The 15,869-nt window shown below is 44.2% G+C and carries 17 protein-coding genes; 1 reads left to right on the top strand and 16 read right to left on the bottom strand.

Translation table 11 applies throughout. The annotated features are described in order from the left end of the window. On the top strand, positions 1-726 hold a 726-nt coding region (locus tag NCY30_RS06310), incomplete at its 5' end, for a substrate-binding domain-containing protein (protein ID WP_250818565.1). Between the two features lie 54 nt (positions 727-780). Here NCY30_RS06310 and NCY30_RS06305 read toward each other — a convergent pair. From NCY30_RS06305 to NCY30_RS06230, 16 genes are all read right to left on the bottom strand, one after another. Beyond that, positions 781-921, bottom strand: coding sequence for a hypothetical protein (locus NCY30_RS06305; protein WP_155512059.1), 141 nt, complete (start codon positions 919-921; stop codon positions 781-783). Between the two features lie 6 nt (positions 922-927). After that, positions 928-1,566 carry a hypothetical protein gene (locus NCY30_RS06300; protein WP_139009286.1) on the bottom strand — a complete coding sequence of 213 codons (639 nt, stop codon included), beginning with the start codon at positions 1,564-1,566 and terminating at the stop codon, positions 928-930. Between the two features lie 3 nt (positions 1,567-1,569). Beyond that, the gene (locus tag NCY30_RS06295) at positions 1,570-1,896 is read right to left on the bottom strand and encodes a PadR family transcriptional regulator (protein ID WP_250818564.1); all 327 of its coding nucleotides are present in this window, start codon (positions 1,894-1,896) and stop codon (positions 1,570-1,572) included. Positions 1,897-2,092: 196 nt separating this feature from the next. After that, positions 2,093-2,752 carry a V-type ATP synthase subunit D gene (locus NCY30_RS06290; protein ID WP_022416412.1) on the bottom strand — a complete coding sequence of 220 codons (660 nt, stop codon included), beginning with the start codon at positions 2,750-2,752 and terminating at the stop codon, positions 2,093-2,095. A 152-nt stretch (positions 2,753-2,904) separates the two neighbouring features. Beyond that, complete coding sequence (locus NCY30_RS06285) at positions 2,905-4,278, bottom strand: V-type ATP synthase subunit B (RefSeq protein WP_250818563.1); 1,374 nt, start codon at positions 4,276-4,278, stop codon at positions 2,905-2,907. Between the two features lie 3 nt (positions 4,279-4,281). Further along, positions 4,282-6,048, bottom strand: a complete 1,767-nt coding sequence (locus tag NCY30_RS06280) for a V-type ATP synthase subunit A (RefSeq protein WP_022416411.1) — start codon at positions 6,046-6,048, stop codon at positions 4,282-4,284. A 19-nt stretch (positions 6,049-6,067) separates the two neighbouring features. Next, complete coding sequence (locus NCY30_RS06275; protein WP_006428726.1) at positions 6,068-6,385, bottom strand: V-type ATP synthase subunit F; 318 nt, start codon at positions 6,383-6,385, stop codon at positions 6,068-6,070. Continuing rightward, entirely contained in the window at positions 6,378-7,346 is a 969-nt protein-coding gene (locus NCY30_RS06270) for a V0D/AC39 family V-type ATPase subunit (RefSeq protein WP_250818562.1), read from the bottom strand. The genes NCY30_RS06275 and NCY30_RS06270 overlap by 8 nt, the downstream gene beginning before the upstream one ends. Before the next feature lie 69 nt (positions 7,347-7,415). After that, positions 7,416-8,012, bottom strand: a complete 597-nt coding sequence (locus NCY30_RS06265; RefSeq protein WP_006428728.1) for a V-type ATP synthase subunit E — start codon at positions 8,010-8,012, stop codon at positions 7,416-7,418. Between the two features lie 17 nt (positions 8,013-8,029). Then, positions 8,030-8,515 (bottom strand): V-type ATP synthase subunit K, encoded by a 486-nt coding sequence (locus NCY30_RS06260; protein WP_006428729.1) that lies wholly within the window; start codon positions 8,513-8,515, stop codon positions 8,030-8,032. A gap of 2 nt (positions 8,516-8,517) precedes the next feature. Beyond that, positions 8,518-10,533: a V-type ATP synthase subunit I gene (locus NCY30_RS06255; protein ID WP_250818561.1), complete on the bottom strand. Its 2,016-nt coding sequence runs from the start codon at positions 10,531-10,533 to the stop codon at positions 8,518-8,520. A 51-nt stretch (positions 10,534-10,584) separates the two neighbouring features. Then, the gene (locus NCY30_RS06250; RefSeq protein WP_006428731.1) at positions 10,585-10,893 is read right to left on the bottom strand and encodes a hypothetical protein; all 309 of its coding nucleotides are present in this window, start codon (positions 10,891-10,893) and stop codon (positions 10,585-10,587) included. A 303-nt stretch (positions 10,894-11,196) separates the two neighbouring features. Then, positions 11,197-11,688 (bottom strand): tRNA (cytidine(34)-2'-O)-methyltransferase, encoded by a 492-nt coding sequence (locus NCY30_RS06245; protein ID WP_006428732.1) that lies wholly within the window; start codon positions 11,686-11,688, stop codon positions 11,197-11,199. Between the two features lie 69 nt (positions 11,689-11,757). Next, positions 11,758-12,681, bottom strand: coding sequence for a Uma2 family endonuclease (locus tag NCY30_RS06240; protein WP_250818560.1), 924 nt, complete (start codon positions 12,679-12,681; stop codon positions 11,758-11,760). Between the two features lie 309 nt (positions 12,682-12,990). After that, positions 12,991-14,574 carry an alpha-L-rhamnosidase-related protein gene (locus NCY30_RS06235; RefSeq protein ID WP_250818559.1) on the bottom strand — a complete coding sequence of 528 codons (1,584 nt, stop codon included), beginning with the start codon at positions 14,572-14,574 and terminating at the stop codon, positions 12,991-12,993. 15 nt (positions 14,575-14,589) lie between these two features. Next, on the bottom strand, positions 14,590-15,849 hold the full coding sequence (locus NCY30_RS06230; protein WP_250818558.1) for an MFS transporter: 1,260 nt from the start codon (positions 15,847-15,849) through the stop codon (positions 14,590-14,592). Positions 15,850-15,869 lie beyond the last annotated feature (20 nt).

Below are 15,869 nucleotides of genomic sequence, written 5' to 3'. Positions count from 1 at the left end.
GGAAATAATAAAAAAGAGATTGAAGAAAAATATATTCATGAACTGATGGCTTATAAGATTGAGGGACTTATTGTCTTAAGCAATACCATTTCGTCTGAAGAACTTGCTTCTTATAAACTCCCGGTTGTCACGATTGAGCGGGAATGTGACCATGTCTGCAGCGTGTCTACAGACAACTATCTGGGTGGTGTTCAGGCAACCAGTTTGTTGATACGCAATAAATGTGATGTTATTTTACACATCAATTCCATATTCCCAGATACACTTCCAACCTATGGACGTATCCGGGGATTCGAAGATATCTGTAACGAACACCATGTCGTTCACGAATTAATCCAAAGAAATCTTGGAAACACTTATCAGGAAACCCTGACTCAACTAAAAAACATATTTAACGAAATTGAAGAAAAATATCCCTCACAAAAAAAGGGGGTCTTTCTTGCAAATGACACTTATGCCAGTATGTTCCTGAATCTGATATTTCAAAAATACGGGAAACTCCCGAAAGACTATCAGATTGTCGGATTCGATGATTCTCCTATTGCAAGCGAAGCTATCCTTCCAATCACAACCGTTGGACAGCAGATTGAGAAAATTGCACAGACTGCCATGGAACTTCTGGTTCTCCAGATGAATGAAATGAAAAAAAGGAAACCGGCTCCTTTAAAAGAGCCGGTTCATAAGCAGATTACGCCTGTATTGATCCGACGCAATACTACGGATTAACATACTGAATAATACTTGCCGTGTGCAAATGGTGGATCTCCTGAAGTTTTTGGATTACTTCGGGAGATTCTTTTCGTTTCTTTTCATTAATTCTTCAGCCGTTTTTTGAATGACATTTATATCTTCTTCTAATTCATCTGCAATCTGTTCTATTAACTTTCCTTTTTCCAATTTCTTCTTTACTAGTTTTCCCATCTTTTGTCATCTATTCTCAACTTTTATCTGTTCTCCTGCCGGTCTGTTCCTTCTTGCCCCAACCAGATACAGAATTGCTGGACCAAAATTAACAATAATTCCAATAATGAAAATTGGGAAATCTGATGTTTTCAAAAAAGCTTTTCCATTATCTATTGCAATAATAATTTCATTGCAATACATTAACAAATTAACACCCATATAGATAACAATTCCTGCTGTTAACTGTTTTGTTTTTTCTGTATTATTACAGTTTGCTTCCCCATAATGTCCCAGATACCAGATGCCTATTGAAATTGCAAGCATCCATAATGTGTGTACACGTTCTCCAGCCAAAAAACAAACATTAATCAAACAACCTACAATTCCCCAAAGTCCCAACAATTGAAAATATATCGAAGTTCCTCTAATTAATTTCCGTCCTCCCGGTGCTCTGATTCCTCCTACAGAATAAATCAGATCATCACAAAATTCATGAACCGACTTTCCCAGTACTGTTTCAAAATTTTCATTACGCTCCTGTGCTTCTTCCGCCATTCCAGTGATATCTTCAATCATTTGGTCAATTTCTTTTTCTGTAAGTGGGAATGTCTTGATGTATTTTTTCATCTTCCTGACCATTCTTTTATTTTTCTTCGTCAACATAATCTACTCCTCCTTTTTCAAAATTCTATTTACTGATAATTGTACTTCCGTCCAGCATTTAATAAACTCCTGCAAATATGCCTCTCCTTCAGCCGTTAATGAATAATACTTTCTTTTTGGTCCAAGCGGCGATGGTCGTAGTTCTGAAGAAATCATCCCTTTCTTTTCCAATCGTACGAGTAATGGATAAATACTTCCCTCTTTTACATCTTCAAATCCGAACTCTGTCAATGTCGTTACAATCTCATATCCGTATGTAACCGTCTCGGATAAAATCTGCAAGATACATCCTTCTAAAGTTCCCTTCATTAATTGTGATTTATCATACATGTTTCCACCTACCTTGTATACTATAGTAGTTCTTAACTATATTGTATCACACAGTAGTGGTTTGTCAATGAATTTGCGTACAATAAGAATGGGTTTCTAACTATTTTTCCGGCTTATTCTGACATAAAAAAATCCACAGATTTAAGCTTTTCAACTTATATCTGCGGATTTTTTATCTGAGAATTTCTCAGTATTCCTACTCCTTCTCTTTGTAATGATGCGCTTCCTCCAGCATCATATCTTTCACCTTCATCAGACGGATCTGGGTGCTTCGTTCATTCTCGTCCAGTTTCATCGTAATATACTTGATATTCTTCTGTGCCTCCGGAATGATCACATGCTCCAGGGCGTTGACACGTCTTCTGGTCTTCTCAATCTCAGCTGCCATAAGCTGGCAGGCTTTTTCTGTCTCTGCAAGCTTCAGCATATCCGGTAGGATATCTGCCAGAGATTTTACGGCTCCGTCCAGATCACTCGATGTAAATGCGAATCCATACGAATAGATATCATTCGCATCTGCCGTTCTGGTCTTCGTCTCGAATACAGGAATGTCTACACTCATGACATTCTTCTGTCCGACTTCCAGATCTACTTCCTGCTTCGGTGCCATCAGTGCCGTGTTCAGGGTTGCTTCATCCATGCCGGCTTTGGCTATGACGAAGTTCTTATTAGCTGAACGAATCCCCGCTTCTACCTTTTCCCGAAGTTCCATGTTCACTTTTACCAGATCCAGGAACTGACGCATCAGTTCGTCTCGTTTATCTTTCAGAAGTTTGTGACCTTTTATGGCTGTGACCAGTTTCTTCTTAGTTCTGGTCAGTTCCATACGGGTAGGGGTTACCTGGGTTGACGCCATAGTATCACTCCTTTCTATACTTTATATATTGGACGCCATGCCGGCTCGAATCCGCTTCGCTTCTTCTCGCTGAGGGCTGACGCCCTATGCATCTTGCCAGATATGGAATGCAGGTTAACCTGCATTCCATATCTGATCAATCTGCGCATGGCTTACTGCTTACCATAATACTCGTCCAAGAACTTATCATCAATTCGTTTCAACTCTGATCTTGGCAGCATAGACAACAGCTTCCATCCGATCTCCAGTGTCTCTTCAATCGGTCTGTCGGAATCGTATCCCTGTGATACATATTCTTTTTCAAATGCATCTGCGAATTTCGCATATACCAGGTCAATATCAGTAAGAGCTGCCTCTCCTAAAATAGTCATTAATTCTTTCGCATCTTTTCCTCGCGCATATGCCGCAAATAACTGGTTCATGGTATTTGCATGGTCGGCTCTTGTCTTGCCTTCTCCGATTCCTTTATCTTTCAGACGGGACAGGGATGGCAATACATCGATTGGAGGCTTGATACCTTTACGGTACAAATCACGGCTTAAGATGATCTGGCCTTCGGTGATGTAGCCGGTAAGGTCCGGGATTGGATGCGTCTTGTCATCTTCCGGCATGGTCAGGATTGGAATCAGTGTGATACTTCCCTTCTTGCCATTCTGTCTTCCGGCTCTTTCATATAACGTTGCAAGGTCGGTGTACATATATCCAGGATATCCACGGCGTCCCGGTACTTCCTTACGTGCGGCAGATACTTCTCGGAGCGCATCTGCATAGTTGGTAATATCTGTCATAATTACCAGTACATGCATGTCTTTTTCGAATGCAAGATACTCGGCTGCTGTCAGTGCCATACGAGGTGTGGAAATACGCTCGATTGCCGGGTCATTTGCCAGGTTGACGAACAATACCGTTCTGTCGATGGCTCCTGTCTCTTTGAAAGATTCCACGAAGAAGTTGGACTCTTCGAATGTGATACCCATAGCGGCAAATACTACGGCGAATTTCTCATTGCTTCCGCGTACCTTTGCCTGCTTTGCAATCTGTGCTGCCAGGTTGGCATGTGGAAGTCCGGATGCCGAGAAGATTGGAAGTTTCTGCCCACGAACCAATGTGTTCAGTCCGTCAATAGCCGATACACCTGTCTGGATAAACTCTTCCGGATAGCTTCTTGCCGCCGGATTCATAGGCAGACCGTTGATATCACGTCTTTCATCCGGCAGGATCTCCGGTCCCCCGTCGATCGGGCGGCCCAGTCCGTCGAAGACACGTCCCAGCATATCTTCCGATACACCAAGCTCCATGCTTCGTCCCAGAAAACGTACTTTACTGTTACTTAAGTTGATACCCGTGGCACTTTCGAATAACTGCACCAGTGCATCATTTCCATTAATCTCCAGAACCTTGCAGCGGCGCTTCTCACCGCTTGCAAGCTCAATCTCACCCAATTCGTCATAGGCTACATTTTCAACGCCGCGTACCAGCATCAGAGGTCCGGCAACTTCCTGTATGGTTCTATATTCTTTTGGCATAATTTAGAAGTCCTCCTTCCCGAATGCAGCCGCAACTTCCTTGTCCAGTTCTTCTTCTACATTCTTATATTCACTTTCGATATCGGCGTCTGTTGTATATTTATAACGGCCGATCTTTTCTCTTACCGGCATGGCGATCAGTGCATTCATGTCCGCACCCTTGTTCAGTGCGTCGACAGATTTCTCATAAAATGCCAGTACCAGTTTCATCATCAGATACTGCTTACGAAGCGGCGTGTAAGTGTCGATCTCATGGAAGGAGTTCTGATGTAAGAAGTCCTCACGGATGGATCTTGCCGCTTCCATCTTCAGACGGTCAGTCGGTGACAGGGCATCCATACCTACCATCTGTACGATCTCATTTAACTCGGCTTCTTCCTGAAGGATTGTCATCATCTTCTGACGGTCTTCCATCCAGTCCGCTGCCACTTCCTCGTTGAACCAGTTTGCCATATTGTCAACATACAGCGAATAACTGGTCAGCCAGTTGATGGCTGGGAAATGTCTCTTATACGCAAGTGCGGAATCCAGTCCCCAGAATACCTTTACAATACGAAGGGTTGCCTGTGATACCGGTTCGGAGATATCACCACCCGGAGGAGATACGGCTCCGATAACGGAAAGTGCACCTTCTCTTCCTTCTTTACCAAGGGATACCACATGTCCGGCTCTTTCATAGAACTGTGCCAGACGGGAACCTAAGTATGCCGGGTAACCTTCTTCACCAGGCATCTCTTCCAGACGTCCGGACATCTCACGAAGTGCCTCTGCCCAACGGGATGTAGAATCTGCCATTAACGCTACGGAATATCCCATATCACGGAAATATTCTGCGATCGTGATTCCGGTATAAATAGAAGCCTCACGGGCTGCAACCGGCATGTCTGATGTATTTGCGATCAGTACGGTTCTTTCCATCAGTGACTGCCCGGTCTTCGGGTCTTTCAGTTCCGGGAATTCATTCAGAACGTCGGTCATCTCATTGCCACGTTCTCCGCATCCGATATAGACCACGATATCAGCCTCTGCCCACTTAGCCAACTGGTGTTGGATAACTGTCTTGCCGCTTCCGAAAGGTCCCGGAACGGCTGCCACACCACCTTTAGCGATCGGGAAGAATGTATCGATAACACGCTGACCGGTTACCAGTGGTTTTACCGGCGGCAGCTTCTTCTGATACGGACGGCCCTTTCGTACCGGCCATCTCTGCATCATGGTAAGTTCTTTGTCACCTTTTTCGGTAGCGATCACTGCTACCACTTCTTCTACGGTAAATGTTCCGGCTTTGATCTCTTTTACCGTTCCTTTTACTCCATAAGGAACCATGATCTTCTGCTGTACAACGATGGTCTCCTGCACAGTTCCGAGTACGTCACCTGCTTCGACCTCATCGCCGGCTTTTGCGACCGGTACAAATTCCCATTTCTTATCACGCTTTAACGATGCGACTTCCACGCCTCGTTTTAAGTTATTTCCGGAAATCTTCATAATGTCATCCAGTGGTCTCTGGATTCCATCGTATATACTTGTGATCAGTCCGGGACCAAGTTCTACTGACATTGGTACTCCCATAGACTCTACCGGCTCTCCAGGTCCAAGTCCCGATGTCTCTTCGTATACCTGGATGGATGCCTCATCTCCGTGAATCTCTATGATCTCTCCGATCAAACGCTGACTGCTTACACGTACCACGTCAAACATGTTGGCGTCACGCATACCTTCTGCAATGACCAGCGGTCCTGCTACTTTTTTAATCGTTCCTGTACTCATACGGACGAATCAACCTCCTTTAGCTGCCAAATATAATATCGGAACCGACAGCCTGCTCTACCGATTTCTTCACACCTGCAACTCCGGCGCCTGTATTTCCGGCGATACCCGGAATCTGAATGATCGCCGGTGTGACCTGTTCCTGATATTTTTCTATCTCATGCGTTAACTCAGCGGCAAGTTTCTCTGTGATATAGATAATTCCATATCCGCCCTGTGCCAGCTGATGTAATTTCTCTGCGGCTTCCTCACGGGTCTGGACGGCAAATGTATCAAGGCCCAGTGCTGCGAATCCGAAGATGCTGTCATAATCACCCACTACTGCGATCTTATACATACATTTCCCTTACCCTTTCCCGGATTGAATCATCCGGCAGTTCATTCTGCTTTCCGGATAAAATGATTCGTACCGTTTTAATCTCATTCTGCCTTGCAATTACGTAGGCAATTACCGGTCCTATCGTAAATGCATGATATTTCTCCGGGCTTATCGTCTGAATGATCCGGTTGTCACACCATCTTTCAAATGCCGACGGCGACTCTGCCAGTGCATCCGCACCTTCTGCATAAGCCGTTCCTCTTAAGTATTCACAGATGGCATCCATGCCGCTAAGTGCCGCTTTCGAGAGTTGGCTGACACTTAAGGAATCACATTCCGCCATTGCCCGTTTCATAAAGTCTGTTGATTTTGCGGTCTTCTGTGACCGGACAGCGATCTTGATGTCCGCCACTGCCACTGTGGATTCTGCATAATCCTGTATGATCTTATCCGGTGACTCTTTTCCCGCCTGATAGATAGCATCCAGTGCCGCCCGGTCTATGATCACATCACAGAGCTGTCCGTCTCCTGTATGAAGAAGTGTCTCGTATGCTTCTTCTCCTGCAATCCGCATACTGTCCGGAAGCTTTCCGAATTCTCTGTCTTCTACGATCTTACGCATCTCTTCTCCGGGAATCCGAACATCTTCATAATAGATATGCCGGTTCTTATCTCCGGTGCATACTTCCTTGACCGCTGCCTTTAAATTATGAAAAAGCTTCGGATAAGAAAGCACATCGAAATGTTCCATTCCGATCGACAGTTCTTTGACCACTTCCCATGTCTTTTCTTCTTCTCTCGTCAGGATTTCTTCTGCATTCCCGCTGCTTTCAGTATCTCCCCAGCCTTTCTCCTCCAGGAACTGCAATGCCTGTTCATAACTCTGGCACGCGATCAGCTGGTCAATGGTACTGTCAGAGAACAGGGATACTTCCAGGGCACGGATTCTTGCGACCGCATAGGTATATTGTTCACTCATGTTGTTCCTCCATTTCCGAACATTCCTGATATCTGAACATTCCTACTGGTTCTTCTGATGCTTTCCGCATCATACAAAGAGCAGCCGGTGAACGATATCTGAAAGCTCATCCCGCTTCGCATCGAACATTGCCCTGATCGTACAGTTCTCTTCAATTCCACCGTACGCAAGAATGAATCCATTGTCAATATTATCTCTGCCCGCTCCGGCTACAGTAAGTTTTCCTCCCTTTGCCAGAGCTATTTCTTCAATTTCTTTGCCAAATCCTACCGGCATATTTTCCAGATCTTTTACGGAGAAATAGATCTCTCCCTCCTGCGGAAGTATATATGCTTCCAGAATCGACAGAAGCATCTGATAATAATCATCCGGCGCAAGGTTTATAACCTTTTCATACGCCTTCTCGATGATCTCTGCGATCATCTCCTGCTTTGCTTCCAGAAGTCTCGTTCTTCTCTGAAGATCGATGGCTGATTTCACACGCTCTTTCTGCGATGCAGTATCTGCTTCCGACTTTTTCAGGATAGTATCTGCCTGTCTGGCTCCCTCTTCCTGTGCCTTAAGCTTCATCTGTTCTGCCTGTGCTTTCGCATCTTCGATCTTCGCATCCGCTGTCACTTTTGCCTCGTCAAGGATCTGACTTTTGATCTTATCTAATCCAGCCATTTTCCTTCACACTCCTTCTATACCTGAATTGCTGTTACGGAAAGGATAGAAATCAGAAGTGCAAGGATGGCATATGTCTCAACCATTGCAGGGAACAACATTGCTTTACCGAACTGATCCGGTTTCTTTGCTACAATTCCGATTGCTGCCGCTGCTGTCTGTCCCTGTGCTTTTCCTGAGATCAGACCAACGATTCCGATTGGAAGACAAGCTGCCAGGATCAGAAGTCCTGTCTTAGGATCCAGATCTGCTGCACCACCGCCAAGAAGTCCGATCTTGGATAATGTAATGAAACCAACCAGCAGTCCGTAGATTCCCTGTGTACCAGGAAGCAGCTGCATGATCAGTACTTTTGCGAATTTGCTTGGGTCTTCTGTTACAACTCCGGACGCTGCCTGTCCTGCAATACCAACTCCGATCGCAGATCCTGCACCTGCCAGGAATACTGCCACTGCCGCACCAAGAAGTGCATATACCATTCCCATATCATTCCAAATACTCATATCTATTTTTCCTCCTTAATATCTACATATTTTGTCTCCGCATGAAACGGTTCGAAAGGTTTTCCACCGCCTTCGTAGAATTTTCCGAAGAATTCCACAAATTGAAGTCGGTTGGTGTGGACATATGCACCAAGCAGGTTGATTGCCAGGTTCATTGCATGTCCGACGATAAATACTACGATAAATAAGATGACTCCAAATACACTCTTACCAAGCATGCTTCCCATCTGGTTGACAACGGATGCGATAACACCTGTTGCAAGTCCCAGTGCCAGAAGTCTGGAGTATGATAATACATCACTTAACCATCCGGTGATATTATAGATATCATATGCTCCAAGTGCCAGCCGAAGTGCCGGATTCTTGCTCGATCTTCCGGACATCAATAACAGTCCGAGTGCCCCGATGATTGCCAGTGCTTTTGACAATGTAACAAGCGCTGCCGGGAACACGATCTTGGTCTGTGCGATTGAAACAAATATCTCTGACGGAAGTAACATCAGGATCAATCCGATCAGGAAAATGTACCACAATACGATATCGCAGAAGAAATCCAGTACCTTTCCGTCTTTTAACAACATATATCCCTTGATCCCAAGACCCACGAACAGATGGACCAGTCCGAATGCCATCGAATAAATCAGAAGTCGCATCGGATCATTTAACGGTGCAAACCACAGCGGCTTGATCGTCAGTTCTTTTCCAAAGAATGTGCTCGATACGACGTCTACGACATCTCCGAAATATCCACCGAATAAGATTCCCCATACCATGGTAGAAATTCCACAGTACATGAACATTTTCATAGATTTCCTCATACCGGCACTCATGCGCGGGAATTTCTTAAGGACGATCAGACACACGATTGCGATGATCGCACCATACGCTGCATCTGATAACATCATTCCAAAGAAAAATACATAGAAAAATGACATGATCGCGGTCGGATCGATCTCTCCTTTATGCGGAAGTCCGTAAGACTCCAGGACTCCTTCCACACTTTCCGAAAATCCGTTATTCTTAAGGATCACCGGTGGTTCTTCGTCTTCTTTTAACTCTTCTACATCGATCACACAGTCATATGCATCCCCGATTCCTTTCTGGATCGCCGGTATCGCTTCTTTTGCTGCGTAACCACTGATAATAAATGTACGTCTGGACTGCGGAAGTGTTCCCAGTACTTCGTACTTTTCTGCACGCATCCGGTAATAGTCACCGATGATCTTCAGTTCCTCCCGGTCTTCTGCGTAAGATATGATCTCTCCCCGGATATCTGCAATTGTCTGTTCGATCTGTCTGATCTGTTCTTCCAGTTCTTCTTTCTGCTTTGCCGGAATCTGCTCTGTCGATACAACCGGTCTTGAGAATCCTGCAGTGCGGAGTGTATTCTCCACATCTGCTGCCTGGTCCTTCATACAGAACACGCTTAAGTACACGGCATCTTTATCCTGACTTATAACCGATATATCTACGGCTTCGATCTCCGGATGATCTTCGGCAATCTTTCCGTAGATCATTTCCAGTGTCGTCTCCGCCGCCATGGTTCCAAGAAGCATTGCCGTCTTTTTCGTGCCCGGATAATTCATCGCAACTTCCAGACTCATCCATGGTGTAAGTGCTTCTATCTGGGTATTCCGCTTCACGATCTCAGCCTGTGCTTCCGCAATTTTCTTATGATCAGCGATCAGAAGTCCCGCCACTTCCATGACTGCTTCCTGCTTCGCTGCGGCAGCTTCCATCGTCTTTTTATCGATCAGCTCATTTCCTTCCAGACTGGCGAACATGGATTTTTTCTCCGGTGTATACTGATTCAATACATCCAGTGCGTTTTCCGTGATCTGCACCCGTTTCTCGAAGCTTGATTTCGCACTCTGCGTATCCATCTTCTCGAATCCGGCTTCGTCCTGCGCGACCTGATGCATCTCTATCATGCCCATGGACTGCAGTTTTTCCAGAATCGCTTTCCGGTCATGTTTCAATGCGCAGATACTGATTCGCTGCATCTGCAATACTGCCATAACTGCATCCCTCCTTTTTTATTTTTTCACGTTCTTACTCTTCCCATATCATCAGAGCAATGCTTTGATGACTGCGGATACCGCCTCCTCTTCTTTTCCCTGAGCCAGTGCTTTTAATGCTTCTGTCTCCTGTTCCGTCTTCTCGGAAGCCTGTTTCTTTAAGACTTCTCCTTCTTCTTTCGCCTGCAAAAGATCTGCTTCTGCCTGTTTCTTTGCATTTGCTACAGCCTGCTCTTTTATCTCTTTTGCCTCTCTGGCAGCTTTTTCAAGGATCTCGGTACACGTTGCATCTGCTTTTCTTATGATCTCATCCGCTTCATTCTCCGTTTCCTTGATGGTCTTAATGGTTTCTTCTACCATTCATCTACCACCTCTCCTTCAAAAAATACAAAATCTAGTTTAAATTATAATCTTATTTCTGCAATTTTACCATACATTTATTACATTTGTTGTAAATTGTATGTCACTTTGATGCACTTTTATCATTTTGTCGTTTTATGTTTGTGCACTTATTAATGAGTAGAAACGCCTGCCAGCGCCTCCTGTATTTTTTCATATACCTGGTATGAAAATAAGGATATCATCTCATTTTCTCAACGAAAACGGACAATATCCTTATTTTGTCTAAATAATATGGAATTTATACAGATTGGATTCCTTTTCTTACCAGTGTAATTCGTGAAGATGCCCCTCCAGATTCATACCTGCAAATCCGTTCTGTCTGAGTGCTTCGTAAAGCACGATCGCAACCGAGTTGCCGAGGTTCAGCGAACGGATGTCGCCTACCATCGGGATACGCACGCAGTCTTCTTTATGCTCTACCAGAATCTCTTCCGGGATTCCGGCACTTTCTTTTCCGAACATGATGTAGCAGTCCGGTTCATAATTCACTTCTGTATATACCTTCGGTGCTTTTGTCGTTGCCATGTAGATCTTGGCTCCCGGGTTCTTTTCCAGGAAATCATTGTAATCAATATAGGTTCTGACATCCAGATGCTCCCAGTAGTCCATGCCGGCACGTTTTAAGTTCTTTTCATTCAAGCGGAAGCCGAGTGGCTCGATCAAGTGTAATCTGGTGTTGGTGGCTACGCAGGTTCTTCCGATATTACCTGTGTTTGCCGGGATTTCTGGTTCGTGTAGTACGATGTTTAACATGTTGTGGTCCTCCGTTTTCACTAACTTACTTTTTCAAAATCAAATATTGGATTGCACTGAAAATGCATCCTATTCTTTTTCAAATAAAAATTCTATATAGCTGTATATTTCCGAAAAGTCAATCTGACATTTTCCAGCAAATATCTTCACCGGCACCTGGTCTTCAAAACCATAGATGACCGGTAACTCATTATGTTCCAAGTCATATACTACAACTTTTTTCTTATCCGGGTCAACCATCCAGTATTCTCTGACTCTTGCAGTGATATATTTTTTTAGTTTTAAGCCCATATCTTTTTTTCTTGTAGATGGTGACAATATCTCGATTACCATATCCGGAGCTCCATAGACATGACTTCGAAGGATTTTATCTCTGTCACAGCATACAACGACGTCCGGCTGCAGCATCGTCCGGTTATCTTCATCTAGTTGTACGCTGACCGGTGACGGCAGTACCATACATAATCCTTTGTTCTGCCTAATGTACTCTCTTAATCTGATACTGATTTCAAATGCAAGCTGCTGATGAATCGTGGTTGGCGCATTCAGGTCGTAGATGACTCCGTCAATCAATTCCACTCTATATTCGTCCGGAATCGCTTCATACTCTTTTAGTGTGTATTCGCCTTGCTTTTTACCACGAAAACTTTTCCAGATATCACCTTCATGATCTGTGCCATCTCCATAGATGCGATAAGCCGATACGCTTTCTTTCATCATACCAGGATATGGATTAGAAACAGATCCTTTCATATCTTCTGGTGATCCTATGTTTCCAGACGCTTTGTAGTCTCGTCCATGATTATCTGTAAATATAATATGTTCAATCGGAAATGCTTTTTCCAACTGACAAATTGTGTCATATCTTGGTCTTTTGGTTATTCCGCTGAATATCTTTTGTACCGTTCCCAACGGTACACCGGAACGATCTGATATCTGCTCGCAACTGAAACCTAATTCTGTTTTCTTCTTTTTCATCTCTTCTACAGTCATAGGATCATCTCCTTCCTTCTACAGGACTCTCCATCGATGGATTCTTCCGAACATGTGGTAATCTATATTTCTGGTATTGTTTTCCATATTTTATTATATATCATTCCATTTATCAAGTATATTTTCCATATTTTATTATATATTATTCCAATTCATTTCATCTTATCCAAATCGAAGTAAAACATTTGCCACTGGCGGCTTTTTGAATATATTTTTATACGCAAAATCCGCCGGACATTTTCCCGTCCGGCGGATTCCTGCACACTATGTAATATTTTATTCCGTCCCATTTACAGTCAGCACATCTGCCTACTTATTCTTCACATACTTCTTAAGCAGATACACCGGCGTACAACTCCATGCATGGCAGTAGCTGTTCACGATCGGTGAACCATACGGAGAATACTCCGGCTGATCCGGATCGAATGCTTCCCAGTAGGTATCCGCTCCAAGTGAGATCATCTTACCCCAGTAGCTCTTCATCAGATGGATGGCCTCTTCATCCAGTCCTGCCTCGAATAATGCTTCCACAATGTGATGATACATATATGGTGTTGCGATATTCTTCACCGGGAATAACTCCTGAATCGTGGTCTGCATGATGGATTTATTCTCTTCGTCTGACATTACATGTGCCAGCACCATCCACACCTGACTTGCAATGTTGTATTCATCCCAGGCTGTTGCAAAGAGGTTCTTTTCCGGACGGAAAAGCACGTTCTTTGCATAGTCTGTGATCAGCTCCAGTTTCTTTTCGTACATGCTGATCTCAGAGTCTCTTACGACTTTGGCAAGCTCGATGAACTGCTTCATGACATAGATCATCTCTGCCTGTCCTGCTGTGTCTTTATTAAAGTCATTGGACCAGTCTACGAATACCGGATAGTTCTCGTCCGGATTCAGTTTGCCATTCTCATCGAACATCTTTAATGTAATGTTCATCTGCTTCTTGGCAATCGGATACAGTTCTCTTATCAGCTCCTCATCCGGGTGTGCTTGATGAAGATCATATAAGGTCGAGATGAAGAACAGGCTGTATTCGAACAGGAATGTATCATCCGGTACATTCTCCGGCTTTACGAATACATTTGCAGAGATCTTACCTTCTTCTGTCGTCATAGCTGCGAACAGATACAGGCATCTCTTTACCAGATCCGTCTGATCAAAGGTTGCGTAGTTTGCAAGCGCCTGCAGTCTGAGATCTCCAAGCCATAATCTTCTGTCACGCTTTGGTCCGTCCTCGAACACGTCCTGTGTACAGTCCGCCAGCGTCTTCACACCGATATCATAAATCTTCTGCAGTTCCGGATCTTCGAATCTCATCGGTTCGAAGCCGCTGTAATCTGCAGATGTCTCTGTCACAACCGTCGGATCAGAGAATACTGCCTGCCACTTCGGAGATGTATCCAGAACCTTCAATTCTACATAACGGAAGCTGTATCTTCTCGGAAGTTCCAGTGTTGCCGGAAGCTCATCGATATGAATGAACTCTTCCTGTATCCACGAACGGCTGAGCCATCCTTCATAGTCTTTGGACTCTGCCGCAAGCTCTGCCGGAAGTTCTGCAAACTTAATACGCATATAAAGAGGTGCATCCATCGGGGATCCGGTCTGGTCGATATGAATCTTAAATGTTCCGACTCTGTGATTTCCAAAGTCAAGAATCATTTTATCATTTCTTTTCAGTCCATATTCTTCAATCTTATCAATGTTCTTATCACTTTCCGTTACACCGACACCGTTTAATTTCAACGGATCTTCGATCACTTCGACAATACGTGTTGGATGGATTCTTTCTTTTTTGATCTCCGGACGGAAGCCTTCTGCTTTTGCCAGTAGTTTTTCGTCATGTTTAAATTTTACATCATTATTGATCTGAAATGTAAATGCCATGTTCTCTCCTCCTGCTTACATCTGTCCGACGCCGTGTTTTTTCTGTAACATAATCATTCTTGTTCCGGCAATTGCACTGATCAGGACGATTCCTGCGAATCCATACATAGTTGTGTGGATTCTGTCACCGGCTACCAGATAAGGTGTTACAAGTGCGAATAATCCACAGCAGAATCTTGAGAATCCATTGATGAATCCCTGCATAGAAGCTCTTGCCTCAACCGGGAAGGACTCCTGTGTCCATACTTTGTAAATAGACTCTCCGGCAAACTGGTTACCGATGTTGTAGCATGCAATCATACCTACGATCATAGCGATCGTTCCGCCGCCAAGTGCGATACCGATCATGGCACCTGCCTGAATTACGATACCTACATAGAAGAATTTGTTTCTGTGTTTACTTCCTGCTGCAGATGCAAATAAGATTCCGCAGATCAGGCCTACAATATTCAATACGATTCCACATCCCGTTGCAAGTGACTGTGATGCATTTGCCTTAACCAGGATATAAGTCTGGAACTGTCCGAATGTATTAGCTAACAGGTTCCAACATACATAGAAGATAATGATGCGTGAGAAAAATGATACATATTTCTTTCCGTCTGTTCCTTTAAAAAGAGATGCAAATGATACTTCTGTAGAAGTCTTTGTACCTTCTGCAGCGCGGTATTCATCTCCTGCCGCATGAAACTCTTTGAATTTCTTAGAAAATGTTCTCCATACGAATGCGATTCCTGCAAGTACGGCCAGTAATGCGAATACCATTCTTGCTCCTGCTGCGCCTTCTACGTGAGATACGATAAATGCCATTGCGTAAGATCCAAGTACACCAATCTGCCAGAATACCTGTGTCGATGCGATCAGACTTGCAGATACTTTTTCATTCGGTGCATCATGTGAGATTACAGTAAGGCTGATCGGAAGATCTGCTCCAGAAGCAAATCCTGTGATGATCAGACCTGCAAGTAATACCGGGAAGTTGCCTGACAGTACGCAGATTGCCGCACCGATCAGATACATCAGGTTCATCATGTTAAATGAACGGATCAGTCCGAATAACTTTGTAATATTTCCTGCGAGCAGTGAACCTGCTGCAATTGCAAATGTAAGTGCTCCTGAGAGGATTCCGACCTGCCCGTCGGTAAGTCCAAGTCCTGACTGCCACACTGTAATTGTAGCGGACAGTCCGATGATGATACCGGATCCGAGCATAGATCCGATTCCTGCCGCACCAACCAGCGGCATATATTTCTTCGTTTCTGCTGATTTATTCATAATTAATTCCTTTCACTCAT

Source organism: Dorea sp. MB18-49, assembly GCF_023669465.1.
Taxonomy (GTDB): Bacteria; Bacillota; Clostridia; order Lachnospirales; family Lachnospiraceae; genus Dorea_A; species Dorea_A longicatena.
Note: the sequence above shows the minus strand (reverse complement) of the source record. Positions and strands in the feature narration are given on the sequence as shown.

What these genes read in the sequence shown, in the direction of transcription:
- NCY30_RS06305 (WP_155512059.1), bottom strand. Translation starts at nt 921, where the DNA reads ATGGGAAAACTAGTAAAGAAGAAATTGGAAAAAGGAAAGTTAATAGAA.
- NCY30_RS06300 (WP_139009286.1), bottom strand. Translation starts at nt 1,566, where the DNA reads ATGTTGACGAAGAAAAATAAAAGAATGGTCAGGAAGATGAAAAAATAC.
- NCY30_RS06295 (WP_250818564.1), bottom strand. Translation starts at nt 1,896, where the DNA reads ATGTATGATAAATCACAATTAATGAAGGGAACTTTAGAAGGATGTATC.
- NCY30_RS06290 (WP_022416412.1), bottom strand. Translation starts at nt 2,752, where the DNA reads ATGGCGTCAACCCAGGTAACCCCTACCCGTATGGAACTGACCAGAACT.
- NCY30_RS06285 (WP_250818563.1), bottom strand. Translation starts at nt 4,278, where the DNA reads ATGCCAAAAGAATATAGAACCATACAGGAAGTTGCCGGACCTCTGATG.
- NCY30_RS06280 (WP_022416411.1), bottom strand. Translation starts at nt 6,048, where the DNA reads ATGAGTACAGGAACGATTAAAAAAGTAGCAGGACCGCTGGTCATTGCA.
- NCY30_RS06275 (WP_006428726.1), bottom strand. Translation starts at nt 6,385, where the DNA reads ATGTATAAGATCGCAGTAGTGGGTGATTATGACAGCATCTTCGGATTC.
- NCY30_RS06270 (WP_250818562.1), bottom strand. Translation starts at nt 7,346, where the DNA reads ATGAGTGAACAATATACCTATGCGGTCGCAAGAATCCGTGCCCTGGAA.
- NCY30_RS06265 (WP_006428728.1), bottom strand. Translation starts at nt 8,012, where the DNA reads ATGGCTGGATTAGATAAGATCAAAAGTCAGATCCTTGACGAGGCAAAA.
- NCY30_RS06260 (WP_006428729.1), bottom strand. Translation starts at nt 8,515, where the DNA reads ATGAGTATTTGGAATGATATGGGAATGGTATATGCACTTCTTGGTGCG.
- NCY30_RS06255 (WP_250818561.1), bottom strand. Translation starts at nt 10,533, where the DNA reads ATGGCAGTATTGCAGATGCAGCGAATCAGTATCTGCGCATTGAAACAT.
- NCY30_RS06250 (WP_006428731.1), bottom strand. Translation starts at nt 10,893, where the DNA reads ATGGTAGAAGAAACCATTAAGACCATCAAGGAAACGGAGAATGAAGCG.
- NCY30_RS06245 (WP_006428732.1), bottom strand. Translation starts at nt 11,688, where the DNA reads ATGTTAAACATCGTACTACACGAACCAGAAATCCCGGCAAACACAGGT.
- NCY30_RS06240 (WP_250818560.1), bottom strand. Translation starts at nt 12,681, where the DNA reads ATGACTGTAGAAGAGATGAAAAAGAAGAAAACAGAATTAGGTTTCAGT.
- NCY30_RS06235 (WP_250818559.1), bottom strand. Translation starts at nt 14,574, where the DNA reads ATGGCATTTACATTTCAGATCAATAATGATGTAAAATTTAAACATGAC.
- NCY30_RS06230 (WP_250818558.1), bottom strand. Translation starts at nt 15,849, where the DNA reads ATGAATAAATCAGCAGAAACGAAGAAATATATGCCGCTGGTTGGTGCG.